The sequence below is a fragment of the Burkholderia sp. MSMB1072 genome (genome assembly GCF_001524725.1).
Taxonomy (GTDB): Bacteria; Pseudomonadota; Gammaproteobacteria; order Burkholderiales; family Burkholderiaceae; genus Burkholderia.
The window spans coordinates 299,024-324,770 of sequence record NZ_LOYC01000009.1 but is presented as its reverse complement, the minus strand read 5'-3'; the positions used below and the strand labels follow the sequence as shown (position 1 = coordinate 324,770).

22 protein-coding genes are annotated in these 25,747 nt (G+C 67.2%); 5 read left to right on the top strand and 17 right to left on the bottom strand.

The genetic code is table 11. The annotated features are described in order from the left end of the window. Nucleotides 1-21 precede the first annotated feature (21 nt). The 3 genes from WS89_RS03505 to WS89_RS03495 all read right to left on the bottom strand — a co-directional run bounded on the left by WS89_RS03505 (nt 22) and on the right by WS89_RS03495 (nt 3,385). Nucleotides 22-1,056 (bottom strand): succinylglutamate desuccinylase/aspartoacylase family protein, encoded by a 1,035-nt coding sequence (locus tag WS89_RS03505; protein WP_059789507.1) that lies wholly within the window; start codon nt 1,054-1,056, stop codon nt 22-24. A gap of 253 nt (nt 1,057-1,309) precedes the next feature. Continuing rightward, on the bottom strand, nt 1,310-1,585 hold the full coding sequence (locus tag WS89_RS03500) for a hypothetical protein (protein WP_059505308.1): 276 nt from the start codon (nt 1,583-1,585) through the stop codon (nt 1,310-1,312). A gap of 249 nt (nt 1,586-1,834) precedes the next feature. Continuing rightward, nucleotides 1,835-3,385 carry a sensor domain-containing diguanylate cyclase gene (locus tag WS89_RS03495; protein ID WP_059505306.1) on the bottom strand — a complete coding sequence of 517 codons (1,551 nt, stop codon included), beginning with the start codon at nt 3,383-3,385 and terminating at the stop codon, nt 1,835-1,837. Nucleotides 3,386-3,838: 453 nt separating this feature from the next. On the opposite strand from WS89_RS03495, the gene WS89_RS03490 reads away from it, so the two are divergent. From WS89_RS03490 to WS89_RS03480, 3 genes are read left to right on the top strand one after another with little or no spacing between them, the layout of a single operon-like run. After that, nucleotides 3,839-6,718, top strand: a complete 2,880-nt coding sequence (locus tag WS89_RS03490; RefSeq protein ID WP_059789506.1) for a xanthine dehydrogenase family protein molybdopterin-binding subunit — start codon at nt 3,839-3,841, stop codon at nt 6,716-6,718. Beyond that, complete coding sequence (locus WS89_RS03485) at nt 6,715-7,410, top strand: (2Fe-2S)-binding protein (protein ID WP_059789505.1); 696 nt, start codon at nt 6,715-6,717, stop codon at nt 7,408-7,410. The genes WS89_RS03490 and WS89_RS03485 overlap by 4 nt, the downstream gene beginning before the upstream one ends. After that, entirely contained in the window at nt 7,407-8,666 is a 1,260-nt protein-coding gene (locus WS89_RS03480) for a cytochrome c (RefSeq protein ID WP_059789504.1), read from the top strand. The genes WS89_RS03485 and WS89_RS03480 overlap by 4 nt, the downstream gene beginning before the upstream one ends. 91 nt (nt 8,667-8,757) lie before the next feature. Here WS89_RS03480 and WS89_RS34150 read toward each other — a convergent pair whose 3' ends face one another. The 5 genes from WS89_RS34150 to WS89_RS03460 form a co-directional block, all read right to left on the bottom strand. Further along, nucleotides 8,758-8,913: a hypothetical protein gene (locus WS89_RS34150; protein ID WP_179949838.1), complete on the bottom strand. Its 156-nt coding sequence runs from the start codon at nt 8,911-8,913 to the stop codon at nt 8,758-8,760. Between the two features lie 133 nt (nt 8,914-9,046). Further along, nucleotides 9,047-9,538, bottom strand: a complete 492-nt coding sequence (gene pal, locus WS89_RS03475; RefSeq protein ID WP_034206187.1) for a peptidoglycan-associated lipoprotein Pal — start codon at nt 9,536-9,538, stop codon at nt 9,047-9,049. A 420-nt stretch (nt 9,539-9,958) separates the two neighbouring features. Further along, entirely contained in the window at nt 9,959-11,170 is a 1,212-nt protein-coding gene (locus tag WS89_RS03470; protein ID WP_059789503.1) for a porin, read from the bottom strand. A gap of 319 nt (nt 11,171-11,489) precedes the next feature. Then, complete coding sequence (locus tag WS89_RS03465; protein WP_059789502.1) at nt 11,490-11,936, bottom strand: VOC family protein; 447 nt, start codon at nt 11,934-11,936, stop codon at nt 11,490-11,492. A 287-nt stretch (nt 11,937-12,223) separates the two neighbouring features. Further along, nucleotides 12,224-13,183: a LysR substrate-binding domain-containing protein gene (locus WS89_RS03460; RefSeq protein ID WP_059789501.1), complete on the bottom strand. Its 960-nt coding sequence runs from the start codon at nt 13,181-13,183 to the stop codon at nt 12,224-12,226. A gap of 110 nt (nt 13,184-13,293) precedes the next feature. Between WS89_RS03460 and WS89_RS03455 the strand changes: the two genes are divergently transcribed. Both WS89_RS03455 and WS89_RS03450 read left to right on the top strand, forming a co-directional pair. After that, entirely contained in the window at nt 13,294-13,692 is a 399-nt protein-coding gene (locus tag WS89_RS03455) for a RidA family protein (protein WP_059789500.1), read from the top strand. Nucleotides 13,693-14,105: 413 nt separating this feature from the next. Then, the gene (locus tag WS89_RS03450) at nt 14,106-15,155 is read left to right on the top strand and encodes a hypothetical protein (protein WP_059789499.1); all 1,050 of its coding nucleotides are present in this window, start codon (nt 14,106-14,108) and stop codon (nt 15,153-15,155) included. Between the two features lie 82 nt (nt 15,156-15,237). On the opposite strand, the gene WS89_RS03445 is transcribed toward WS89_RS03450, so the two are convergent. The 9 genes from WS89_RS03445 to WS89_RS03405 form a co-directional block, all read right to left on the bottom strand. Further along, nucleotides 15,238-16,683, bottom strand: a complete 1,446-nt coding sequence (locus WS89_RS03445; protein WP_059505291.1) for an NAD-dependent succinate-semialdehyde dehydrogenase — start codon at nt 16,681-16,683, stop codon at nt 15,238-15,240. Nucleotides 16,684-16,836: 153 nt separating this feature from the next. Next, entirely contained in the window at nt 16,837-18,147 is a 1,311-nt protein-coding gene (locus WS89_RS03440; protein WP_059789498.1) for a cytochrome c, read from the bottom strand. Between the two features lie 15 nt (nt 18,148-18,162). Continuing rightward, nucleotides 18,163-20,382, bottom strand: a complete 2,220-nt coding sequence (locus WS89_RS03435) for a xanthine dehydrogenase family protein molybdopterin-binding subunit (RefSeq protein WP_059789497.1) — start codon at nt 20,380-20,382, stop codon at nt 18,163-18,165. 1 nt (nt 20,383) lies between these two features. Then, the gene (locus WS89_RS03430) at nt 20,384-20,839 is read right to left on the bottom strand and encodes a (2Fe-2S)-binding protein (RefSeq protein ID WP_059505285.1); all 456 of its coding nucleotides are present in this window, start codon (nt 20,837-20,839) and stop codon (nt 20,384-20,386) included. 148 nt (nt 20,840-20,987) lie between these two features. Continuing rightward, entirely contained in the window at nt 20,988-21,287 is a 300-nt protein-coding gene (locus WS89_RS03425; protein ID WP_006482784.1) for a putative quinol monooxygenase, read from the bottom strand. A gap of 93 nt (nt 21,288-21,380) precedes the next feature. Then, complete coding sequence (locus tag WS89_RS03420) at nt 21,381-22,439, bottom strand: NADP-dependent oxidoreductase (protein WP_059789496.1); 1,059 nt, start codon at nt 22,437-22,439, stop codon at nt 21,381-21,383. A gap of 234 nt (nt 22,440-22,673) precedes the next feature. Next, entirely contained in the window at nt 22,674-23,297 is a 624-nt protein-coding gene (locus WS89_RS03415) for a TetR/AcrR family transcriptional regulator (RefSeq protein WP_059789495.1), read from the bottom strand. 169 nt (nt 23,298-23,466) lie between these two features. Then, entirely contained in the window at nt 23,467-24,486 is a 1,020-nt protein-coding gene (locus WS89_RS03410; protein WP_059789494.1) for a DNA-binding protein, read from the bottom strand. Between the two features lie 339 nt (nt 24,487-24,825). Next, nucleotides 24,826-25,746: an alpha/beta fold hydrolase gene (locus WS89_RS03405; protein ID WP_059789493.1), complete on the bottom strand. Its 921-nt coding sequence runs from the start codon at nt 25,744-25,746 to the stop codon at nt 24,826-24,828. Nucleotide 25,747 lies beyond the last annotated feature (1 nt).

The following is a 25,747-nucleotide window of genomic DNA, read 5'->3' as shown; positions in this document are numbered from 1 at the left end:
CGAACACGCCAGTCGGTTGCGTCACTCGATGACACGCGGCGGCGTCGACAACTCCGCCAACTGAAACAGGCAATCTCCTCGCCGCACCTGCGCGGGCACACGCTTGCACACCACCTCGCCGTCGCCGTTGAACCGGTGCAGCACCGGTTCGCGCAACGGCGTATCGGGAAAATGCACCCACGCGGCCGGCTGCCCGGCCTTCACCTGGTCGCCGAGTTCGACGAGCGGCTCGTACAGCCCGCACTCGTACGTATAGACGAAATGGCGATCGCCGTCGACGCGCATGAAGCGCGTGACGGTCGGCGGCGCGTCGGGCACGAGCGCGCCGTGCAGCAGCCCGATATAGCCGAGGTAATGCAGCAACCCGTGCCGGCCGAGCCGGATCAGCGACGGATCGGCCATCCCGGCGCCGCCGAGTTCGGTGACGATCGAGATCGCGCCTTGCCGGCGCGCGGCCGACGCCGAATGCACGGGATTCGGCGCGTGCAGCAGCGCATTCTGCAGCCCGAACGCGTTCAGCAGCCCGTTGAGCTTCGCGGCTTCGTCCGCGTCGAGCGGATCGATCGCGAGCATGTTGCCGCCCTGGTAGAGCAGCGAACTGCCGCCCGAGTGCAGATCGACCAGGTACTGCGCGCGCGACAGCAGTGCGTGCTCGATGTAGTGGGCGATCATCTGCGTCGGCGTGCCGGTCGGGTCGCCGGGAAAGCTGCGGTTCAGGTTGCCTTCGTCGAGCGGCGACACGCGCAGGCCCGCATCCGCCGCCGGAAAATTCGCCATCGGCAGCAGGATCAATTGCCCGCTGACCATCTCGGGTTCGATCTCGCGCATCAGTTGCGACACGATGATCTGGCCTTCGTACTCGTCGCCGTGGTTGCCGGCCATCACGAGCGCGACCGGACCGTCGCCGTTGCGGATCGACGCGATCGGGATCGGCAGCCAGCCGTATGCGGAGCGGTGCACGGAGTGCGGCAGCCGCAGGTAACCCGCGTGCTTGCCCGGCGCGTCGAGATCGATTTCGCAGTGAATGGGATTTCGGTGTGAGGAGGAAGCGGTCATGGCAGCGTCGTTCGATGCATGGAATCTGCCATCTTATAGAGGAAACGAGCGCTGCGCGCCGCACCGGGCGCGTTCGGTGCCGAACGCCTGCACGCGTCGATCGAAACACAGTTCCCGTATCGACGACGATGCCCCGCCAGACCGATGCGGATGTTGCAGCGATGAACGCATGCCGGCGCGCCGGCCGGCCGCATGCATACGTCGGATCTCGCGCCGATCCCTTGCCGCGACAGGGTCGGCGCGCGCAACCGGGTTACCGGCCGGATGTTTCAGCTTCGAGACGTCCTTCTTCCCACAGGGCCCAGAAACGGCTGCCGGCGCGATACGGATTCGCGCGCCCCGCAGCGTGATCGGCGACGCCCTGGCGAAACGCGCCGTACAGCGTGAGCGGCGGATTGTCGACGCATGCGGCTTCGTACGCCGCCGGCGGCCGGCTGTCGGACACGAGCCGGCGAATCAGCGATGCGCCGTCGATCACTGCCTGTTCGTCGATGATTTCGGTTCGTGCGAGGACGTCGACGGTATTCATGTGGGGCTCCCTGAAACGTGCTTTCCTCATCAAGGAGCAATAAGGGTGCCAACCGCGAAATGCCGCACTCGGCCTCGATCGTGCAGGCTTCTGCAGTCATCTTTCGGCGTGCCGGGCGGCGATGTTACGGAACACGTCACGTGACACGCGAACGCGCGGCGCCGCGTGCGAACCGGCAAAACGTTTCGGCATTGAATCGTCGGGAGGCCGCGCGGGTGCGCAAAGGGCAATGCGCGGCGCGTCGCCGGCTCAGCTTGCGGTGGCCGGCGCCATGCGGCGGCTGCCGCTCGAATAGAAGCAGTAGATGCCCTTGCCGGCCGATTTCGCGTCGTACAGCGCGCTGTCGGCCTGCCGGATCAACTCGTCGGGCGAGCCGTGCCCGTCGTCGAGCGCGATGCCGATGCTGATGCCGATGCAGACGGTTTCGCCGATCGACAGCGCATACGGCGCCGAAATCTGCCGGATGATCCGCGCGGCGAGGATCGAGCATGCTTGCATCGTCGTGTCGTCGATCGCGACGATGAATTCGTCGCCGCCGATACGTGCCGCGAGCTCGCCCGGCGGCAGCGTCTTGCCCAGCCGCTCGGCGACCTGCGTGAGCACTTCGTCGCCGGCCTGGTGGCCGAAGCGATCGTTGATCGATTTGAAACCGTCGAGGTCGAGATACATGACCGCGAACGCCGGGCTCGGCAACCGCGGCCGGCGCGCGAGCATCCGCTCGAGCTCCGCATGCAGTTCGTGGCGATTCGGCAAACCCGTCAGCGCGTCGTGTCGCGCGAGGTGCCGGATGTGCTGTTCGGTCTGTCGGCGCGCGGTGACGTCCTCGACGATGATCACCGCGTTGCCGTCCGGCACGCGGTGACGCGTCAGTTCGAGCTGGCGGCCGTCGGCGAGCGCGATGTCGAGCGGCCCGGGCTCGTGGCGGCTCAGCCAGTCGTCGCACTGCGCGGCGAGGCCGGCGCCGCCGGGATCGATCGCGGCATGGGCGCCGAGCGCGGCGACGACGGCCGGAAGCGGCGTATCGAGCATGATCTCGCGCGGCGAGCCGAACAGTTGCGCGGTGCGTCGGTTCGCGACGATCACGCGGCTGTCGCCGTCGATCATGCACAGGCCGTGCGGCATGTAGGTGAGCGCGGCGTCGAAGCGGGCAACGAGTTCGGCGTTGCGCTGGCGCGCGGCGATCAGCGCGACGAGCACGCGATAGTGGCGCTGCACGACCGTGCGCATCGCCGCGAGATAGATCGCGAGCGGCGGCACGAGCAGCCACGCGCCCGGCCGAGGGGCCAGCAGCGCACCGACACCGATCGGCAACACGCCGAGCGCGATCTGCGTCATCGCGAGCCGCGGCAGCGCCGAATTGCGCGATGCGATCCCGCCGAACACGCCGCCCGCGACCATCACGGACAGCGTGCCGAGCTCGACGTCGGCGGCCTGCACGCAGCCCATCGCGCCGAGGCCGAGCACCAGGCACGCGACGAGCGACACCGGCGCATAGCGCATCGCCCAGTATTCGGCGCGATCGTCGCCGGCGTTGCGCCGCACCGTGTACGCCCGTGCGATCGACAGGCGCGCAACGAGCAGGCCGACGTCGGCAACGAGCCACGCGAGGCACCACAGCTGCTGCAGCCGGAGCAGCGCGACGGCGGCGACGAAACCGCTCGCGAGCCCGGACAGCGCCATCGGACGCACGTCCTCGAACAGCGTCACGAGCATCGACGGACGCAGCGCGGCCGTCACGCGGTGGTTGCCGGAGGGGGGAGTGGCGAGAACGGAGTTCAGGAGAGATGCCCTGACTGCCATGGTTATTGACCTCGACACGATATCGCGATGGCTCGCGGCGCCCGCACGGCACGTGGCGGAAGCCCGGCCGAGCCGGATGCGCACGACATTACCATGAAAAACCCGCGGCGCGGGCCGGCCGGCGGGCGCCGCGCACTGTCTCGCGCGAGGGTCGTCGACCGCGGCCGCGAGCGGCTTGCGGATTCGTCGGTGCGAAGGCGGCGTCGTTGCGAACGGAACGATGCGGGCGGCCGACCGGCGACCGCGAAGCCGGCGCGACGGCATCCAGCCGCACGCAAACGGCCAACGGGACCGCCGGCCGCAGTCTGGCCGAGTCCAGTTATAAGAAATTCAATAAGTATTTCATGCGGGAAATACTATAGGCGATATATCGAAAACAATGCCAGAATGCGCGCCGCTCCGAACGCCGCGACACCCGATCGCCGTCCGAGCCGCCTCAGGAGGTTCCCCCCAATGAAAAACCACGGCCTGTCACGGCGGGGTTTTCTGAAAGCCAGCGTGCTGGCGGGCGTCGCGGTGTATGTCGCGCCCATCGGCAGCCGCGCGTTCGCGGCGCTCTTCGAAGAAAAACTCCTCACGCCCGTCAAATGGGATAGCGTCACCGGCATCCCCCAATTCCGCATCGACGGCATTGCGAAGGTCACGGGCGCGAAAGTGTTCGCCCGCGACGTGCGCGCCGCGGACATGCCGCACTGGCCGCAGCAGCAGTCGCATGCGCTGATCCTGCGCGTCACGCAGGCCGACCGCACGTACGAAGGCTTCGACTTGTCGCTGCTCGGCGACGAGCTGAAGCCGGACCGCGTGGTCACGGCCGACGATCTCGCGCGCGACGGCGTCGCATTCCCGGCGTTCTACGGCGACGACATGCTGTTGCCGGCCGGCAAGACGCCCGCGTATCTCGGCCATGCGGTCGCGATCCTGATCTATCACGACTTCGCGCGCTTCCGCTTCGCGAAGAACGCGCTGAAGTTCCGCGACGACGTGATCCGCTACGGCGCGGTCACCGGCCCGCTCGAGCGCGATCCGTGGGGCACCTTCCGTTACGTGCGCGTGGGCGGCAAGACCGCCTATGACGACGACGTCTATTCGAGCCTGAAGGACGCACCGATCTTCCCGAGCATGATGCGCAAGCACCTGCCGGTCTGGCCGGACGGCAAGGAGCACGGCAAGCTCGACGAGCAGGGCATGTTCCTCGCCGGGCAGATCGCCGGCGAGCTCGACCATCCGCCGGCCGACTGGCTCGTGTTCGATCGCGAATACAACACGCAGTCGGTCGATACGGCCGCGCTCGAACCCGACAACGCGAACTGCTGGTACGACGCCGCGACGCAAGCGCTGCATCTCGTCGTGCCGACCCAGTCGCCGCGCGAAGTGTCGGAGAACGCGGCCGCGATGGTCGCGAAATGCCGCTTCCCGGTGAAGAAGCTGTTCGTGCATCCGTGCTACACGGTCGGCTACGGCTCGAAGGATCACTTCAACGTGCCGTTCTACGGCCTCGTCTGCGCGCTGTACGCGGACGGCCGTCCGGTGCGTTTCGCGAACGACCGCTACGAGCAGTTCCAGACCTCGCTGAAGCGTCACGCGTTCAAGATGCGTTACCGGATCGCGGTCGACCGCAACACGGGCCTGCTGCAATCGTTCAAGGGCGACTTCGAGGCGAACGGCGGCGGCCGCTCCAACTTCTCGCCGTCGGTCGCGATGGTCGGCGCCACCGCTGCGCAATCGATCTACTACTTCCCAAAGAGCGACCTCGCGGCGGTCGCGATCGCATCGCGCGCGATCGACGCCGGCTCCGCACGCGGCTACGGCACGCTGCAGAGCATGGCCGCGACCGAGATGGCGGTCGACGAGATCGCCGCGCAACTGAACATCGACCCGATCGACTTCCGCCTGCGCAACGCGCTGCGTTCGGGGATGAAGAACACGCAGGGCGCGATCCCCGCCGGCGCGCTGCGCGTCGACGAAGTGCTGGAGCGAGCGAAGCAGCATCCGCTGTGGACGCACCGCGCCGCGCGCAAGGCCGAATTCGAGGCCGCACATCCGGGCAAGCGCTACGGCGTCGGTTTCGCGTGCGTGCAGAAGGATTTCGGCACGGGCGCGGAAGCGTCGTTCGCCAAGGTCGAATTCGACGCGCACGGCAAGGTGTCGCTGCAACACACGGCCGCGGAGATCGGCACCGGGATGTCGACGTCGCAGGCCGTCGCGGTCGCGAAATGGCTCGGCCGCCCGGCGACCGACGTCCGCGTGGCCGTGACCGAATGGCCGGACCTGCCGGTCGAGACGAGCGGCGATCCGTACCTGATGTCGCAGGCCGACCAGGACCGCCTGAGCACGAACCCGCGCTGGTCGCCCGGCTATGCGTCGCCGTCGAGCGCGACGAACTCCGCGTACTACTTCACGCACAGCACGCGCGAGGCTGCGCGCGCCGTATTCCGCTACGGGCTGTGGCCGGCCGCGATGTCGATCTGGACGCGCGGCCTGGGCGGCGGCCAGGCCGCGCCGTACACGATTCGTATCGAAGATGCGCGCTGGGTCGACGGCAAGCTGACCGCCGACGGCCTCGAGCCGCTGACGTTCGAGCAACTCGCGAAGCAGGCGCATGCGCTCGGCCTGCCCACCGGCGCCGTCGTGCACGTGTTCAACCGCTGGCAGTGGACCGATGCCGAATTCGAGATCGGCGGCGCGCTCGAGCGTCTGCCGATCGACGGGCTGTCGCTGCGTATCGGCGCGCCGAAGACGGGCGCCGACGACGGCCCGTTGCCCGGCACCGCCGCACCGGCCGGCGCGACCGCGCTGCACGGCACGCTGCCGCCGACCGCGAACGGCTATCGCGTGCTCGATCGCAAGCGCGTGTTCATCCCGCCGACGAGCCGCAACAACGCGGCCGTCACGTACTACACGGCGGTCGGCACGCTCGTCGAGCTGGCCGTGCACGAAGCGACCGGCAAGGTCGAACTGCTCACGCACCACTCGATCATGGAATGCGGCAACCAGATTTCGCCGCAGCTCGTGTCGGGGCAGTTGCAGGGCGGTCTCGCGATGGGCATCGGCCATGCGCTGCACGAGTACCTGCCGCTCTACGAGGATGGCCCCGGCAACGGCACGTGGAACTTCAACCGTTATCGGTTGCCGCGCGCATCCGACGTCGCCGTCTGGACGCAGACGGGCGACGTGCTGCCGCCGCTGTCGGAAACCGATCCGCCCAAGGGTGTCGCCGAAGTGGTGATGATCCCCGTCGTCGGCGCGATCGTGAACGGCATCGCGCACGCGATCGGCCATCGTTTCACCGACTTGCCGGTGACCCCGCAAAAGATTCAGGAGGTGCTCGCATGACGACCACCCAAACCGCGGCTTCGGCCGCGAGCGCCGGCGCGGCTGCGACCGGCGCTGCCGCGCCGAATGCGGCTTCCGTCGCACCGGCGTTTGCGTCTGCCGCGCCGGCATCGGCACCGGCAGCCGTCGAGCGTCCGCTCGTCCGGTTTCAGCAGAAACCGCTGTCGGTGAACATCAACGGCAAGTCCGTCGGCCCGATGCAGGTGCCGGAAGGGCTGATGATGATCGAGTTCCTGCACGAGTACGTGGGCCTCACCGGCTCGCGGCTCGGCTGCGGGCAGGGGATCTGCCACGCGTGCGTCGTGATCGTCGACAAGCCGGACGGCACGAGCGAGGAGATGCGTACCTGCATTACCGGCGCGCACTTCTTCCACGGCCGTTCGATCCGCACGATCGAAGGCCACGCGAAGCGCAACGAAGCCGGCGAAGTGGTCGAGCTGTCGCCGATCCAGCAGAAATTCCTCGAGCACTTCAGCTTCCAGTGCGGCTACTGCACGCCGGGCTTCGTCAACGCGGCGACCGTGCTGATCGAACGCCTGAAGCGCGAGCCGATCGCGAAGACGGACGTGGAGCGCACGATCACCGACGCGCTCGACGCGCATCTTTGTCGCTGCACGGGCTATGTCCGCTACTACGAAGCCGTCAAGGACGTGGTGCTGACGACGCCGGGACTCGTGAAGGACAGCGCATGAAACGCACATTCGCTCATCGTGCCGCGCGGGCCGCGGGCCTGCCCGCGCTCGCAGCGGCCTGCGCGCTGCTGCTCGCCGCCTGCGGCGGTCGCGACGCGCCGGCGTCGAGCGCGGCGTCCGGCGCCCCCGGCGCCGACCAGATCGCGCGCGGCCGCTATCTCGTCAGGGCCGCCGACTGCGCGGCGTGCCATACCGCGAAGGACGGTGCGCCGTTCGCCGGCGGCGCGGCGCTCGAATCGCCGTTCGGCACGTTCTACGGCTCGAACATCACGCCCGACAAGGATCACGGGATCGGCAACTGGAGCGCGGACGACTTCTACGCCGCGCTGCACGACGGCAAGGCGCCGGGCAAGCGCCTGTATCCGTCGATGCCGTACACGTCTTACCGGCAGCTCACGCGCGCCGACGCCGACGCGATGTACGCGTACCTGAAGACGGTCAAGCCGGTCGCGCAGGAAAACCGCGCGCATGAACTCAAGTTCCCGTACAACCTGCGCTTCGGCATGGTGTTCTGGGACATGGTGTTCCTGAAGGACAGCCTGCCGGATGCGTCGGCCGGGCAATCCGCCGACTGGCAGCGCGGCCGCTATCTCGCGGGTGCGCTCGGCCACTGCGCGGAATGTCACACGCCGCGCGCGTTCACGGGGCAGCTCGACGGCGCGAAGCCGTTCGCGGGGGCCGCGCTCGGCCGCGTGGCCGCACCCGACATCACGCCGGCCGGCCTCGCCGCGCGCGGCTGGACGGGCACCGACCTGCAGACGTTCTTCGGCGTCGGCATCGCGCCGCAAGGCTCGGCGTTCGGCGAGATGTATCCGGTCGTGCACCTGAGCACGCAGTACCTGACGAAGGACGACCTGCGCGCGCTGTCGACGTACCTGCTCGGCGATACGCCACCCGCGCCGCAACCGGCGAAGCCGGTGTCGGCCGATGCCGCGCAACTGGCCGCCGGCCGCTCGGTGTATCTCGCGGTCTGTGCCGGCTGTCACGGCTTCAACGGCGAAGGCAAGCCGCACGTGGCGGTGCCGATGAACGGCAACTCGACGGTGCGGCAGGGCGATCCGCGCAACCTGCTGGTCGCGATGCTCGACGGCATCGACGAGCAGAAGTTCGCCGGCGTCGAAAACCTGCAGCCGATGCCGGGCTTCGCGCACACGCTGAGCGACGACGAACTCGCGCAGCTCGCGAACTACCTGCGCGCGACGTGGGGCGGCCAGCCCGCGAGCGTCACGCCGGCCGACGTGAAGGCGATGCGTTGAGCCGTGCCCCGGGGCGGGGCGTCGCGAGCGAGGCAGCCGGTTTCCGGCGATCGCGCGCGATGCGCCGCCCCGTTTTCCTTGCCGCGGCGCGTCAGTAACCGCCGCCTCCGCCTCCGCTTCCGCCCGAGCCGCCATACCGGCTCATGCCCGGTCCTTGCGGCATGCCGCTGCCCGACGACGTACAGCCCGCAGACAGCACGAGCACCAGCGCCGCGATCAGCGCCGCAACCAACGTTACCGATTTCATTGCAATCTCCTTGCAGCGCGCAGGCGCCAGGAAAGGCGGCTCGCGTGAACCGCGCGTCTGCGCGATGAGAAGACGTTTCGGCGAAGCGGTTATTCCATGCTTTTTACGTATCGCCGCGGCGGCGGCGCGTGGATCAACGATAGACGAGATCGGCGCGGCGGTTCTGCGCCCACGCTTCCTCGTCGTGGCCGAGCGCGACCGGCTTTTCCTTGCCGAGGCTGACCGCCTCGAGTTGCGTGGCCGGCACGCCGAGCGTTTCAAGTGCGCTCATCACGGCCTGCGAGCGGCGCTGGCCGAGCGCCAGGTTGTATTCGGACGTGCCGCGCTCGTCGGTGTTGCCCTGGATCAGCACGCGCCGCGCCGGGTGGCTGCGCAGGTAGTCGGCGTGCGCCTGCAGCAACGACTGGAATTCGGGCTTCACCGAGTACTGGTCGAAATCGAAGTAGATGCTGCGCTTGGCGAGCGGGCTGTTCGGATTGTTCAGATCGTCGGCCGTCACCGTCGCGACGGCTTCGCTCGATGGCGTCGGCGCCGCGCCGGCATTCTCGGGCGTTTTCGCCGCGTTGTGACAACCGGCCAGCAGTACGAAAGTTGCCAGGACCGCAATTCGGTTCATTTTGCTCATCGTTCGTTTCTCCAGCGGTTGACTGCGTTGAAAGCGGGGCGCGTGTCATCCGCACGCAGCCGTCCGGCCGCCGTGGCGCGAAAGGTCCGGCTCCGTTGCCGTGATGCGGGCTCGTAAGCCGATGGTGCGCCAGATGAAAGAATGTTGCGACCGGAACGCCGGATCGCGGCGTCGCTGCAAATAGATTAGGAAAAATGTCACAACGTGCCCAGTTTCTCCGCATTTTTTGCGCAAATGCGACAGCCGGGCGGCATTCTTGCTGCCGCGAGCGGTGTGCGGCATGCGTCGCATGCCACTGCGAAAAAAGCCGCGCACGGGGCGCGGCCTTGTCGGTGGCGGCGACGGGGGAGCGGGTGATGCGGGGAGCACTTGCCGGATGCCGTCGGTCGTCCGCGTGACGCCGCAGCGCTCGCGGCCTCGTCAGAATTTGTGCCGCAGCCCCAGCGCGACGACGGCCTGATTGCCGTTCGCGGAAGGGGTCAAGGTCCAGACGGTCGCGTTGAACGCCGGATGGCCGTTGCCGCCGCTCACGCTCTGGTACGTGCCTTCGAGATACGCATCCGTGCGCTTCGACAGCGCATAGTCGGCCTGCGCGACGATCTGGTTCCATTTTGGGCGCGTCTGGCCCGTGCGGGTGTCGAAGCGGCCCATCGTATATGTGTACGCGGCGGCGACGCTCAGCGCACGCGTGACGAAATAGCGTCCGTCGATCGTGACGTTGTCGAACACCAGCGATTCGCCCTTCAGCGGCACGATGTTGCCGCCCTGGAGCACGCCCGTCACGCCGTCGGTGGTCGAATGCGACCACGCGGCGCCGACCGAGTGCGGCCCGAACGCATAACGCCCGGCCATCGCCCAGATCTGCTGATTGCCGCCCGTGATCGTCGCCGAGCCGTCGACCGTGCTGAGCGCGCCGTCCGGGTTCGGCGCATTGCGGTCCCGGCTGATCTTCAGGTAGCCGGCGCCGAGCTTCAGCGGCCCGTTCGCATACGACACCCCCGTGCTCCACACCGCGTTGTTGGAGAACTGGCCGGCCATGTTCGAGAACCCGACCATCGCGCCGAACCTCAGCCCGCGAACCGTCGGGCTCGTGTACTTCACCGCGTGGTTGATGCGCAGGTTGCGGTTCGAATCGTCGTTGTCGTACGGGTGGACCGCGAGGTTGCCGCCCCAGCCGGGGCCGGACGCACCGAGCGGCGTCACGAAATCGAGGATCAGGTCGTACTGGCGGCCGAACGACAGCGTGCCGGCCGTCTGCGAACTCAGCCCGATCCATGCCTGGCGGCCGAACAGGGCGACGCCTTTCTGCGACAGCTTGCCGGTGGTGCCCGAGAAGCCGTTTTCGAGCGCGAAGACCGCGGCCATTCCGCCGCCGAGATCCTCGCGGCCGCGCAGCCCCCAGCGCGACGCGTTCAGTGCGCCGCTCGTCATCGCGACGCCGCCGCCGCCGGGCGAGCCGGCACCGCGCGTGCGCTGGTTGGTCGAGTAGGTGATCGACGTGTCGATCAGGCCGTACAGCGTCACGCTGCTCTGGGCAAGCGCGAGATCCGGCACGAAGCCGGTCAGGCAGGCGGCAATGACGGTCCCCGCGACGCGTGCGCCGGCGTGCTGGTTCGTTTGGGAGAAGGGCATAGGCGTTTGTTGTTGTTGGACCGGCCTGGCGGCCGATGGATCGGGCGGCCATTATTGGAATCTTTCGGCGGCCGATTAAGGCGTCGCACAGGAAAGGTCCTCTGCGGAATCGCTCGGAATCGCGATGCGTCGGCTGCGGGGAGGCGGTCGGGGAGGGGGCGTGCGTGGCGGTGCGTGCGAGTCGGCGCGCCATCGCGCGAGGGTGTGCCGAGCGCTAGCGGCGGGCGATTGGCAGCGCGGCCCGGTGCGCGCCGCGCCAGCCATACTGCATGCCGCGTGTCAGGTCAGGGGATCGCTCCGGGTATGCCGTCCGGATTGCTTACTGATCGCCGGACATCAGCGCCGTGTAACGCCGCTGCATTTCGTCGGGTTCGACCGCTTCGATCGTATGCCCGATCAGCCAATCGTAACCGAACGGATCGCGGATCCTGCCCGAACGCTCGCCGTAGAACTGGTCCTGGAGCGCACGCGTCACGCGCGCGCCGGCAGCGACGGCGGCGGCGATCGTCGCATCGGCATCGTCGACATGAAGATGGAGCGCCATCGGCGCGTTGCCGTCCGGATCGAGGGCGAAGAGATCGTATTCCGGGAACTCGTCCGAGATCATCAGCGTGCACGGCCCGAGTTGCAATTCCGCGTGACCGATGCGCCCCGACGGCTCGACGAGCCGAAATTTCTCTTGCGCGCCGAATGCCTTCGCATAGAACGCGATGGCGTCCTCCGCGCGTTTGGCGCGCAGATACGGAAAGACTTCGTGAATCGCCATGGTGCCCTCCGGTGGGGGTGTGGGTGTGGCTCGATCCTATCGCGCATTCGGTGCCCGGTCTTGAACGAAATTGATCGCCGCCAGATGGCGGAGAACGCCGCGATGCACGCGGCAAACCACCTCCCGAGGCCGAATCCGCTGAACTCGATCGATCCGAGGACCGGGTTGCCGTATCCGTCGCTGCAACAAGACACGCAGCGCTGGTGCACGATGATGGGCAACGGTGTGGGCGGTCGGGTTCCGTGTTGAAGCAGGGCGCTCAACGGAGGACTATTTCTCGATAACGATTACGTCGTATCGAAGGCTGGCGCCGGAGTGGGCAGCACGCCTGCGTTTGTTTCGGCGGCTTCCGCACACCGATGCCCGGCAAATTCCCGAAGCACCCAGTCTCGCAATATTTCGGTTGCCTGTCTCGTCGCGGAGCGAGGGCTGTAAACGAGATCGTACTGGAAGCTATCCAGCGCCAGGTCGAACGGCCGCACCAAGGTGCCGTTGGCCAATTCGTCGGAGACCAGGGTCAGGCTTATCAGGCCGATTCCCTGTCCGGCAAGGGTCGCCTGCATTGCATGGACTTCGTCGTTGAATCGGAGGCCATCGTTCGGATCGGTGCCGCGTATTTTGGCTGCCTCCAGCCAGCGTGCCCATGTAATTGCGCGTGGATCGTCGCGGACGGAGGGACCCCAATCGAAGTGAATCAGCGTCGCGCGCTGCAGGTCTTTTTCGTGTGCGATCGACAAATGCGGACGACACACCGGGGTAAACCGGTCCCTGAAAAGCGGTTCCGACATGAGCCCGGGATAGTAGCCCGAACCGTAACGGATCGACGCATGCGCGGACTGGTCGAGGTCCACGATGGCATTGGTGGCGTCGAGCCGAAGGGTCCAATCGGGATACGCGGCACGAAATCCGCCTGCTCGAGCCGCGAGGCATTTCGCGGTGAATGCCACCGTGGACGTGAGCGTTGCAACCTTGGTTTCGTCGATGTTTCGCGCTGCCTCGATTGCGCGCTCGAAGCTGTCGAAGCCGTCACGAAGAACCGGGAACAGCGCCTTGCCGTTTTCCGTCAGCCGGACGCCGCGCGTCTGGCGCTCGAACAGTTTGACGTCGAGCCATTCTTCGAGTTGACGTATCTGGTGGCTGATGGCGGTAGGGGTGACGTTGAGTTCTTCAGCCGCCGCTTTAAAGCCGGCGCGCCGGGCCGCGGCTTCGAATGCACGTAGCGCGCTCAACGGAGGCAGTTTGCGCATGGGTTAGAAAAGCTCATCTGTAAGGTGAGAATTGACCATTTGTTGCGCTCGAAAGCTCCATCGATACTCCGATCCCTGACAATCACCCGGAACTCGACGGAGAGCCTTCCATGAAAATCGAACAGGTGCACACGAATCCCGATCCCTATGCGCCGTTTGCATTATCTCAAGCAATTCGGGTAGGCGGTTTCGTCTTCGTTTCGGGGCAGCCTGCCATTGGCGACGACGGCGAAATCGAAGGGCCCGGAGACTTCGATCGCCAGGCCAGACGCGCATTCGGCAATCTGGAGCGTGCATTGAAAGCGGCCGGTTCGGGCATGAACCATGTCGTCAAGACGACGATCTTCCTGAAGTCGATGTCGTACCTCGACAGAATGGTCGACGTCCGTCGCGAATGGTTTTCCGCGCCGTATCCGGCGGAAAGTCTCGTCGAAGTCTCCGCCCTGTATTCGCCGGACGCGCTGATCGAGGTGGAAGCGATCGCGGTCGTCCCGGATGCGTCGTCGTAGAAACGTTGGCCGTGCGCTGCGGCTATTGTCGCGTCGGGCGCTGCGTATCCGCCGGCCGGACAGCTTGGGCAACCCCAAAGCGGACATTTCAATCTAGCCAGTACAACCAAAACTATCGATAATTCACGTTATGTAAAATTGAGTATCTTGGCTCATTAAGTGTGTCACTTCCTGTCCCATTGCAAGAACTGCTTGATCCATCCAGCCAGTCCGATGCGTGACTAAGCCCGGCACCCCTCGGTTCCCCGGGCGGCTCACAACGGCTCGTCCCGAGCGTCCTTCCTTCTGTGTCCTTCATCCCGCGACGTCGGGCAGCGCTGTCGGCCCATAAGCCATCTGCGTGCGCCGGCTCGTCGTTGATGCATGCCCGCTCGCGGACCCTTTCCCATCCACGAAATCACCGGAGCCCGTTCATGGATATCGATTGTCACCGTATCGGCGGCACCTTGGGGATCGCCGCATGTTCGTTTGCCGCCGCACTTTCTTTCGCCGCGCAGGCGCAAGGGGCGACCGCCTGCTATGCCGTCGCCATGCGCGGAGGGCCGCTCTACGTCACGTCGGATGTGTTGCGCGAAGCCGCGCTCAGGGTCGCGAACGCGAAAGTCGACACTGCCGAGCATATGCCGCTGAGACCGGAAGCGCCCCCGCCCGACCCGAAACGTTGCGACGGGGCGAACGATCACCTTCCTGCAGCCGGTCCCGACAAGCGCAACTACTTCGGCAACGTCGTGAGCCCGTTGAAGTTCCTGCGTCTCGCGGCCTATCAATGCGCTGGTGCAGAAGGCCGGAGCCAGTTCTTCTCGATGAACGAGGCCATTTATTATCGCCAGTGCGGAGGCGGACAATACTCGAACTACATTCACTTCTGGGGCCGAGCGAACGGGAACCCGAGCACGTGTTTCGCCAGCGACTACCCGACGATGTTTGCCAGGGCCGCCAAAGACAGGACGTCGGCGGAACTGCTCAAAGCGATGAAGACGGTTTACGCGGGCGGCCTGAGCGGAGCCGCCGCGAACGATCAGGCGCTCGGCAACGCGATGGCGGCGATCCTGATCGCCGAAAGCAATCGCGACTATCTCGTCAATCTCGAGAACTACATGCTGCTGGACCTGGCCGACCTGAAGAAAGCCACGCCGGAGCAAATCATCGGGGGCCACTGCGTGCCGAATGCCGACTCCTGCCAGAACCGTCGCGAGTCGCAGGACGGCAAGCACCCGCTCGCGTGGGGCGGCGCGCAGGAAACCATGATGGTGAACGGCTGGGGCCAGGCGGCAGGCGCCAATAGCCCCTTCGGCATGAGATTCGAAGGCCATCTGTCCGGCGAGTGGGCAGTCGCGAAAGAAAAGGTCAAAATCGCGAAGGTCGCCGAATGCGGCGAGGTTCCGCCCAGCTACGGAGATCTGAACCCCGACCAGCAGAACGCAGTGAAAAGTGTCTTCGAGGGCATTCTGCCGATCCGCTGAGGTTCGCCGTCGGTCGACGCGCCCGAAAAAAAGCCGCCGCCCCCTACTCGGAAGCGGCGGCCTCGCGATGCTCGACCTGTCGTCAAACCGCCATCACGGTCACCGACTTCGTGACGAGATACGGCTCCAGCGCTTCCGGCCCGCCCTCCGACCCGTAGCCCGAATCCTTCACGCCACCGAACGGCATTTCCGGCCACGGCGTCGCGGGCTGGTTGATCCACAGCATTCCGACCTCGAGGCGCTGCGTCAGCAGATGCACGTTCGCGAACGAGCGCGTGAACGCGTAGCCTGCCAGCCCGAACGGCAGACGGTTCGCCTCGGCGATCGCATCCTCGAGCTTGTCGAAGCCGCGAATCGCCGCGACTGGGCCGAATGGCTCGTTGTTGAACACGTCCGCTTCGAGCGGCACGTTCGCGATCACGGTCGGAGCGAAGAAGTTGCCTTCCGCGCCGATGCGCTCGCCGCCGGTCTCGATGCTCGCACCGACCTTGCGCGCGTTGTCCACGACCGACGCCATCGCGGTCAGCCGTCGCGGGTTCGCGAGCGCGCCGAGCGTCGTGCCTTCGTCGAGGCCGTTGCCGACCTTCAGCCCTTCCGCATGCTTGACCAGCGCGCGCGTGAATTCGTCGCGGATGCTGTTGTGCACGAGGAAACGCGTCGGCGAAATGCAGACCTGCCCCGCGTTGCGGAACTTCGCACCGCCGGCGGCCTTCACCGCGAGCGCGACGTCCGCATCCTCGGCGACGATCACCGGCGCGTGGCCGCCCAGTTCCATCGTTGCGCGCTTCATGTGCTGGCCCGCGAGCGCGGCCAACTGCTTGCCGACCGGCGTCGAACCCGTGAACGTGACCTTGCGGATCACCGGGTGCGGAATCAGGTACGACGAGATTTCGGCCGGATCGCCGTACACGAGGCCGATCACGCCGGCCGGCACGCCTGCGTCGACGAACGCGCGCAGCAGCGCGGCCGGCGATGCCGGGGTTTCTTCCGGCGCCTTCACGAGGAACGAACAGCCGGTCGCGAGCGCCGCGCTCAGCTTGCGCACCACCTGGTTGACCGGGAAATTCCACGGCGTGAACGCCGCGACCGGGCCGACCGGCTCCTTCACGACCGTCTGCTGCGCACCGAGGTTGCGCGGCGGCACGATCCGGCCGTACACGCGGCGGCCCTCGTCCGCGAACCATTCGATGATGTCGGCCGCCGACAGCACTTCGACGCGCGCTTCGGTGAGCGGCTTGCCCTGCTCCTGCGTCATCAACTGCGCGATCGTGTCCGCGCGTTCGCGCACCAGCGCGGCCGCCTTGCGCATCGTCGCCGCGCGCTCGTGAGCGGGCACCTTGCGCCACGCTTCGAAGCCGCGCTGCGCGGCGGCGAGCGCACGGTCGAGATCGGCGATGCCCGCGTGGGCCACCTTGCCGATCGGCTTGCCGGTCGCCGGGTTCACGACGTCGATCGTCTTGCCGCTCGCGGCGTCGACCCACTCGCCGTCGATCAGCAGTTGCGTATCCGTATAAGTCACGTTAGCCATCCAGACACCCCTACATTGCGTCGATAAAACGCGCGCTGCCGCGAACGGCCGCGCGCCGGTTGACAGAAAAAGCCACGCCGCCGGGGCAGGCACGCACCGGGCGGCATGGGCGGCAGGCACGGCGGCCCGCCATCGTTGCGCAGCGTGCCGCGCTCAGTGCGCGGCCGCCGTCGCCTTGCGGAGTTTCGCGACGTCCGCCGCCTGCACCGCCGGCGCGCCGTTGTTCCAGCCGGCGCGCATGAACGTCAGCACGTCGGCGATCTGCCGGTCGTTCAACTGGTTCGAGAATGCCGGCATCGGATAGGCGGACGGCACGCCGCCGATCACGAGCGTGTCGCTGCCGTTCAGCGTCACGTTGATCAGCGACGACGCATCGGCCTCCAGCACGTTCGGATTGCCGGCGAGCGGCGCAAGCAGCGGCGCATAGCCGCGCCCGTCCACGCCGTGGCAGTGCAGGCAGTAAGCGTTATACACCTTCGCGCCCGGATCGGTTGCCGGTCGGCCCAGCGCGGCCTGCGTCGCCTTCGGATCGTAGCGGTACGGCGGCGCGCCCGTGCCGCCTGCCGCCGGCAGCGATTTCAGGTAGCGCGAGATCGCGGCCAGATCGTCGTCGGTCAGTTCCTGCGTGCTGTGGTTGATCACGCTCACCATCGAGCCGAACGCGGTCGCGTGCTGGTTCGCGCCGGTCTTCAGGAACTGCGCGACGTCGGCCTCGTTCCAGCGGCCGAGCCCCGTATTGTGCTCGCCGGTCAGGTTCGATGCGAACCAGTTGTCGATCGAGGCGCCCGACAGGAACGCCGCGCCGCTTTCGTCGAGCGCCTTCTCCTGGAAGCCGACGCCGCGCGGCGTGTGGCACGAACCGCAGTGTCCGAGCCCCTGCACGAGATACGCGCCGCGGTTCCACATCGCGTCCTTCGCCGGCTTGTCCGCGTAGGGCGTCGTGTCGAGGAACACCATGTTCCACAACGCGAGCGGCCAGCGCATGTTGAGCGGCCACGGAATGTCGGACGGCCGGTTCGCCTGCTTCACCGGTTCGACGCCGTGCATGAAGTACGCATACAGCGCCTTCACGTCGTCGTCCTTCAGCTTCGCGTACGACGGATACGGCATCGCCGGATACAGGTTGTGACCGTCCTTCGCGACGCCCTTGCGCAACGCGCCGGCGAAATCGGCTTCGGTATAGCCGCCGATGCCCGTCTCCGGATCGGGCGTGATGTTGGTCGTGTAGATCGCGCCCATCGGCGTGACCATCTTCAGGCCGCCGGCGAACGGCGTGCCGCGTGGCGCGGTGTGGCACGCGACGCAGTCGCCGGCTTTCGCGAGATACGCACCGCGCGCGACGAGCGCGCTGTCGGCGGGCGCCGTCTGCGCGGCATGCGCGACCGTGCCGACCGCCAGTGCGGACAGCGCGAGCAACGAGGCGCGGAGCGCATTCAGGCTCGGGTTCAGGGTGAGATGTCGCATGGTCGTCCCCTCCCCTCAGGCCGTTTTCAGCTGGTTGCCGACCGGCAGCTTGCGCAGCCGCGTGCCAGTGGCCGCGAAGATCGCGTTCGACAACGCCGCCGCGGTCGCGGCCGTGCCCGGCTCGCCGATCCCGCCCGGCGCTTCGCCGCTCTTCACCAGATGGACTTCGATCGGCGGCGTCTCGTTGATTCGCATCACCCGGTAGTCGGTAAAGTTGGTCTGCACGACGCGGCCGTCCTCGATCGTGATCTCGCCGTACAGCGCGCCCGTGATCCCGAAGATGATGCCGCCCTGCACTTGCGCCTCGATCGTGTTCGGATTCACGTACATGCCGCAGTCGACCGCGCACACGACGCGCTTGACCTGCACCTCGCCGCCATCCACCGCCACGTCGATGACGATCGAAAAGAAGCTGCCGAACGCGTGCATGACCGACACGCCGCGCCCTTGCCCCTTCGGCAGCGACGCGCCCCAGCCGGCCGCCTTCGTCGCGACGTCGAGCACGTTGCGCGCGCGCGGCGCCTTGTCGAGCAGTGCGCGGCGGTACTGCACCGGGTCGGTCTTGGTCTGCGCGGCCAGTTCGTCGATGAAGCTCTCGACGACGAACGTGCTGCGCGTGGGCCCGACGCCGCGCCAGAACGCGGTCGGCACGTGGCGCGGCTCCTGGCGGACGTAGTCGACGAGCTGGTTCGGCAGGTCGTACGGCAGCTCGGCCGCGACCTCGACCGCGTCGGGATCGACGCCGTCCTTGACCGCGGGCGGCGCGAAGCGCGCGAGAATCGACGAGCCGACGATCCGGTGCTGCCACGCGATCGGCTTGCCGTTCGCGTCGAGGCCGGCCGAGATCGTGTCGTAGTAGCACGGCCGGTACATGTCGTGCTGGACGTCTTCCTCGCGCGTCCAGATCACCTTCACCGGCGCCGCGACCTGTTTGCCGACCTTCACGGCCTGGCCGACCATGTCGGTTTCGAGCCGCCGGCCGAACCCGCCGCCGAGCAGATGGTTGTGCACGACGATCTTGTCCGGCGCCAGCCCGGTCAGTTGCTGCGCCGTGTCGCGCACGCGGGTCGGCACCTGCGTGCCGACCCAGATCTCGCAGCCGTCGCCGCGCACGTGCACCGTGCAGTTCACGGGCTCCATCGTCGCGTGGGCGAGCAACGGCTGTTCGTAGACGGCGTCGACGCGCGTCTTCGCGTTCGCGAACGCCTTGCCGACGTCGCCTTCCTTGCGCGCGACCGCGCCCTTGCCGTTCGCCGCCGCATGCGCGAGATCCGCGAAAAGATCCTTCGTCGACACCTTTGCGTCCGCGCCTTCGTTCCACTTCACGACGAGCGCCGATGCGCCGCGCTTCGCGGCCCACGTGTGATCGCCGACCACCGCGACCGCGTTGTCGACGCGCACGACCTGGCGCACGCCGGGGATCTTCCTCGCGGCCGTGTCGTCGACGCTCGCGACCGTGCCGCCGAACACCGGGCTGTTCACGATCACCGCGTACAGCATGCCGGGCACGCGCACGTCGAGCCCGAACTGCGCGGTGCCGTCGACCTTCTCCGGCGAATCGAGGCGCTTCGCGGGCGTGCCGATCAGCTTGAAATCCGCCGGCTGTTTCAGCACGACGTCCTTCGGCACCGGCAGCTTCGCCGCGGCGTCGGCCAACTGGCCGTACGATGCGCGCCGGCCGCTCTGCGCATGCTGCACTTCGCCGTTCGCCGCGCGGCAACTGGCCGGATCGACGTTCCATTGCTTCGCGGCCGCCGCGACCAGCAGCGTGCGCGCCGTGGCGCCCGCGCGGCGCAGCGGTTCCCACGCGTAGCGCACCGACGTCGAGCCGCCGGTGAGCTGGCCGCCGAGCAGCGGGTCGAGGAACAGCTTCTCGTTCGGCGGCGCATGATCGAGCGTCACGCTCGACAGCGGCACTTCGAGTTCTTCCGCGATCAGCATCGGCAGCGCCGTATAGACACCCTGCCCCATCTCGACCTTCGGCATCACGAGCGTGACCTTGCCGGCGCGGTCGATCTGCACGAATGCGTTCGGTGCGAACACGCCGGGCGCAGCGGGTTCGGCTGCATCGCCGCCGATCACCGAGCGGCGCGCATCGTCGCCCGCCGCCGGCAGGCTGAAGCCGAGCAGCAAGCCGCCGCCGGCCGCCGCGCCGAGCGACATCCCAAGTTTGAGAAACCCGCGGCGCGACACGCCCGCGCCGGCCCGACCTGCTTCGATCAGTCCACGTGACATGTCAGGCCTCCTTCGCGGCTTGTTTGACGGCCGCGCGAATCCGGTGATACGTGCCGCAGCGGCAGATGTTGCCGGCCATGGCCGCATCGATGTCGGCATCGCTCGGATTCGGGTTCGCCGCGATCAGCGCGGTGGCGGCCATCACCTGCCCCGACTGGCAGTAGCCGCACTGGACGACGTCGAGCTCGCGCCACGCCTGCTGGACCTTGTGGCCGGCCGGCGTTGCGCCGACGGCTTCGATCGTCGTGATCTTGCGGCCCGCGACGGCCGCGACCGGCAGCACGCACGAACGCGCGGCAACGCCGTCGAGATGCACGGTGCACGCGCCGCATTGCGCGATCCCGCAGCCGAACTTGGTGCCGGTGAGGCCGACGACGTCGCGCAACACCCAGAGCAAGGGCATGTCGTCGGGGGCGTCGACCGAGCGGGTTTCGCCGTTGATGTTGAGGGTGATCATTCAGCCTCCGGGGCCGTTGTATTGGGGAAGCGGCGCGAACGGGGCGTGCTGCGCCGTGGGGTCGTCGTCGCCATTGCGTCGTGCGCAACGGCTGCCGCGCGGCCCGGGTGCGGGCGAGCCGCGGCGGTGGTGTTGCATGCTTGCGTCGTTACTCGGCCACGTCGATGCCCGACAGCACCTTGATGACCGGCGGTGCGGTGAACCAGTCGGCCGACTTCGTACGGAATTCGCCGAAATACGGGCTCGCGAGGTGTGCGTCGAACGCCGCCTGGTCGTCGTAGATTTCGTACAGATGCAGGTTCGGCGAACCGTCCTGCTCGCGGAACAGGTCATAGCGCCGGTTGCCCGGTTCGGTGCGCGTCTTGGCGACCATGCTGCGCAGTTCGGCCTCGGCGGCCTGCGCGTGTTCGGGTTTCAGGAACAGCGAAGCAATCACGTGAAGCGCCATTTTTTTTCACTCCTTTGAAAACGGAAACGAGCATGCCACAAGCCGGCGTCTCGCGACGCCAGCGTGCAGCGGTGGTCTATCGCCGAGCGGGGATCAGACCAGTTCGTCCGGGCCGACCCGCACGACGACCTTGCCGAAATTCTTGCCGGCGAGCAGGCCGATCAGCGCTTGCGGCGCGTCGGCGAGATCGGGAACGACGTCCTCGAGCGTCTTCACCTTGCCTTGCGCGACCCACTCGCTCATGTCCTTCAGGAACGGCGCATAGCCGGTTGCATAGTGATCGAGAATGATGAAACCCTGCACGCGGATGCGCTTGCGCAGGATCGCGCCCATCAGCGCCGGCACGCGGTCGCGGCCGGTCGACACGGCCTTGTCGTCGTATGCCGCGTCGTTGTAATGCGCGATGATTCCGCAGACGGGCACGCGCGCATGGTCGTTCAGCAGCGGCCACACCGCGTCGAACACGGCGCCGCCGACGTTTTCGAAATAAACGTCGATGCCGTTCGGGCACGCGTCCTTCAGCTTGGCGGCAAACGCCGGATCGCGATGGTCGACGCACGCGTCGAAGCCGAGCGTGCCGGTCACGTACGCGCACTTGTCGGCGCCGCCCGCGACGCCGACCACGCGGCAACCCTTCAGCTTCGCGATCTGTCCGACCACCGCGCCGACCGCGCCACTCGCGGCCGCGACGACCACGGTTTCGCCGGCCTTCGGTTCGCCGATCGTCAGCAGCCCGGTGTACGCGGTGAAGCCCGGCATGCCCAGCACGCCGAGCGCGTACGACGGGTGCGCGAAGTCGCGGCCGAGCGGGATCAGGTCGCGCCCGTCGGACAGCGCATAGTCCTGCCAGCCGGCGCCGGCCACGACGAGATCGCCTTCGCGAAACGCCGGCAGGTTCGACGCCACCACGCGGCTGACCGTGCCGCCGACCATCGGCTGGCCCAGCTCGGCCGGCGGCGCATAGGACGGCGCGTCGCTCATCCGGCCGCGCATGTACGGGTCGAGCGACAACCAGACGGTGCGCAGCAGTACCTGGCCGGGGCCAGGCACCGGCACGTCGCCGGTTTCGGCGCGGAAGTTGTCCGGCGTCGGTGCGCCGACCGGGCGCGAATTCAGGACGATCTGGCGGTTTGCGGTTTTGCTTTGCGGCATGTGAGCCTCCGTCAACGGGAATGAACGTGCTGCGTGCGCACGCTCGGATCAGGGATGGACCAGCGGAAAGGGCGCGCCTGCGGCGGCGTCGGCGGTCGAGCCGGTGCGATCGCAGGCAGGCGATTGGAACGATCGGGACAGCGTAACGCGGTGTGAGGCATTCGTCATGAATGATTGAGTAGACCAGTCGTCTAGAATCAGGGCAAAAACAAGGCGCGCCCAAGCGCGCCCGGATTACGACTGCGCCCCGTTGCGTGGCGCGGCAGGCGGCAGGTTCAGCATGCGCCGCGTTTCGGCCATCGCCCTTTCGAGCGGTTTGCGGTTGCGGTGAATCTTTTCCAGCAGCGTCGCGCCCAGCCACAGCTCGTACAGGATCGCGGCCGTGTACGACGGATCGTCGACGCCGCTCAGCGAACCGTCGGCGAGGCCGGCCTCGATGCCGCCCGCGAGCCGCTCGATGATCTGGCTGGTGCCGCGCCGCAGCACCGTGCGCATCGCTTCCGACAGATCCGACACTTCCGCACCGAGCTTCACCGCGAGGCACTTGCCTTCCGGATCGTCCGCGCATTGCGTGTGCAGCCAGTTGCCCCAGTACGTCATCAGGCGCTCGGCGCCGGTGCCGGCCTGCTGCTTGAGCAGGTTGTCGAGATGCGCGAGATAGCCTTCGAAATACGATTCGAGCAGCGCTTCGCCGAATGCCTCTTTCGAGCCGAAATAATGGTAGAACGAGCCCTTCGGGATGCCCGCCGCGGCGAGAATCTCGTTCAGACCGACCGCCGAGAACCCCTTGTGGAGCATGATCGGCTTCGCGATATTCAGGATGTGCTGGCGGACTTCGGCGCCTGAAGATGCATTCATGATGGCGTATGGTAGCAACGATTAGACCGGTCGTCTAGTAATGTCGAACCGGCATGTTGAGCGGCACTTTACCCGATCCCCGCCACGGGCCCAATGCCTGGCCGGCGCGCTTCTCGCCTGCCCGGGGCGTACACGCGTGGCACGACATCGCGGCGACTCGGTTGCGCCGTCAGCGCGGCGCTTCGTCGGCGCGCTTTCTCATGCGCGCCCGACGCTCGCTCCGTTCGGCGGCCGGGGCACTCTTGACCCCGCGCAACGGCGGCCGCCGCAACAGTGCCGCCATCTCGCGCCTCAACGCATCGAGTTCGTTGCCGCGCGCCGCCTCGGTCGCCAGTGCGCCATCGAGCTGCCCTTGAAGCACGCCGCAGCGATGCAGCGCGTCGCCGAGTTGCGCCTGTAGCGCGGCCACTTCTTTCCGCTGCTGCGCATCGCGTTGTTCCGCGCGCGATGTCGCCGCGTCGAGTTCCTTTTGCAATCGCGCGGCGGCGAGCCGCTCGCGATCGATTTCCTGAAGCGCCCGCTTCTCCGATGCGCGCAGGCGTTCCTCGGCGCGGCCGGCGTCGTCGCGCAACCGGTCGAGCTGGGTGGTGAAATCCGCACGGGCCTCGGCGAGCGCACGATCGCCCTCCGCGTTGTCGGCCGTCAGGCGTTCGATATCGGCTTGCAGCGCTTGCCGGGAGGCATCGTCGGCCGCCCTCGCCTGCTCCAGCTCCTGAATGCGGACCTGCGCGGCCAGCAGCGCGGCCGTGCGTTGCTCCAGCGCGGTTTCGGTGCGGGCCAGTTCGGCCTGCAACGTCGCGACTTCCGTTTGCGCCGTGGCTCGCTGCGCTTCGACTTCCGCGCGCAGCGCGTCGAGGGCCGCTGCCGCGGCGGTGCTCGACCGGTTCCACAGTGCCGCGACGAGTTCACCGGCCGCCGCCTGCAGATCGGCCGGCAGGTCCGGATGCTCGATGCGCACGCGGCTTTTTTCCCGCAGTTCGGCCCAGAACTCGCCGAGAACGGCCGTCGGCGTGCTCATGCTGCCCTTGCGAACGAGCTGGTACAGGCGGTTCGCCGTCGGCGTGATGCCGAAGCGGAAGAACAACAGCGCGCAGACTTCGCGGTACAGCTCGCGCGTTTTCGGGAAGTCGGCCTTGAGGCGCTCGATTTCGGCGGTCAGGCGAGGTTCATCGACGACGAGATCGGACATGGCGGGTTCTATCGAGGAATTTCGTCGATAATATAACGTAAACCGTTAAATATCCAATCATCGGCCGGTTTCAGTTTGACATTATTTCTATAATGTCGAGAATTTCTCAGGGGAAGATGAACGAAGCCGGCCCCGCTCGTTACGGCGTGGCGCGGTGCGGCATCGAAACGCCGGAATCCCCTATCGGGTCATGTCCGCAGATTTCACCGAGCGTCTCGGGGCATCCGCTGGATCGGGACAGCCGCCCTTTGCACGGCAGCCGGACAAGTACGATCGCGCCACACGCGCGGCAACCAAACACCAGCGTGGGCGCGCCGATGGCGCGAAGCGCGCCTGCCTTCAGCGGCCGGGCGCCGCTTCCCTGAAGAAGTCGATCAATTGGCGCGTCAGGAAGGCCGGATTCTCGTCCGGCAGCCAATGACCGGTGTTCGGCGCAACGGCTCCACGCACGTCCAGCGCCAGTTCCCTCGCCATGTCGAGTTCCTTGGCGCCGTTGCTCTTGTCGCCGGCGAGCGCCAGCACCGGCATCGGGAGCTTGTGCTTCATGAACGCCTTGAACTGCGTCTCGTCCTGTGCAAACGCGCGATAGAGTTCGAATCCGGCGCGTAGCGCGCCTGGCGCCGCATAAGCGGCGGCGTAGACGGCGATATCGTCGTCCGACAGTGGGACGTGGGTTCTCTTCTTGTAGAAATCGAGGATGTACGCGTGCTCCTTGCCCGCAATCAGCATTTCGGCGATATCGCGCTGCTGATGCAAGCCGAAATGCCAGATCTGCGGATCGGCACGGGCCTTCGCTTCGTCCCAGATTCGCGTGCCCGGCACCGGAACGTCGAGCATCGCAAGCTTCGCGATCTCGGCAGGCCATTGCGCGGCGTACGCGTAGGCAACCATCACGCCGATGTCGCGGCCGACGAGGTGAATGCGCGTCGCGCCCAACTGGCGGACGAGCGCCCGGATGTCGCCTGCCATCGAGGCCTTGTCGTAGCCGCCGAGCGGCTTGTCCGATTCGCCCGCGCCGCGGTAATCGACCGCGACGACGCGATACCCCTCTTCCGCCAGCACCGGCATCACGTGACGCCACGTGTACCAGGTTTGCGGCCAGCCATGCAGCAGGATCACCATCTCGCCGTCGTCCGGCCCGCCGGTCACGTAATGGAGACGCACGTCGTCGACCTGCGCGTAGCGCCGGCTGAATCGCCGATGGAAACCGGCCGGCAAGCCGGCCGCCGGCATCCCTGACATCGATCGTTCATTCTGCATG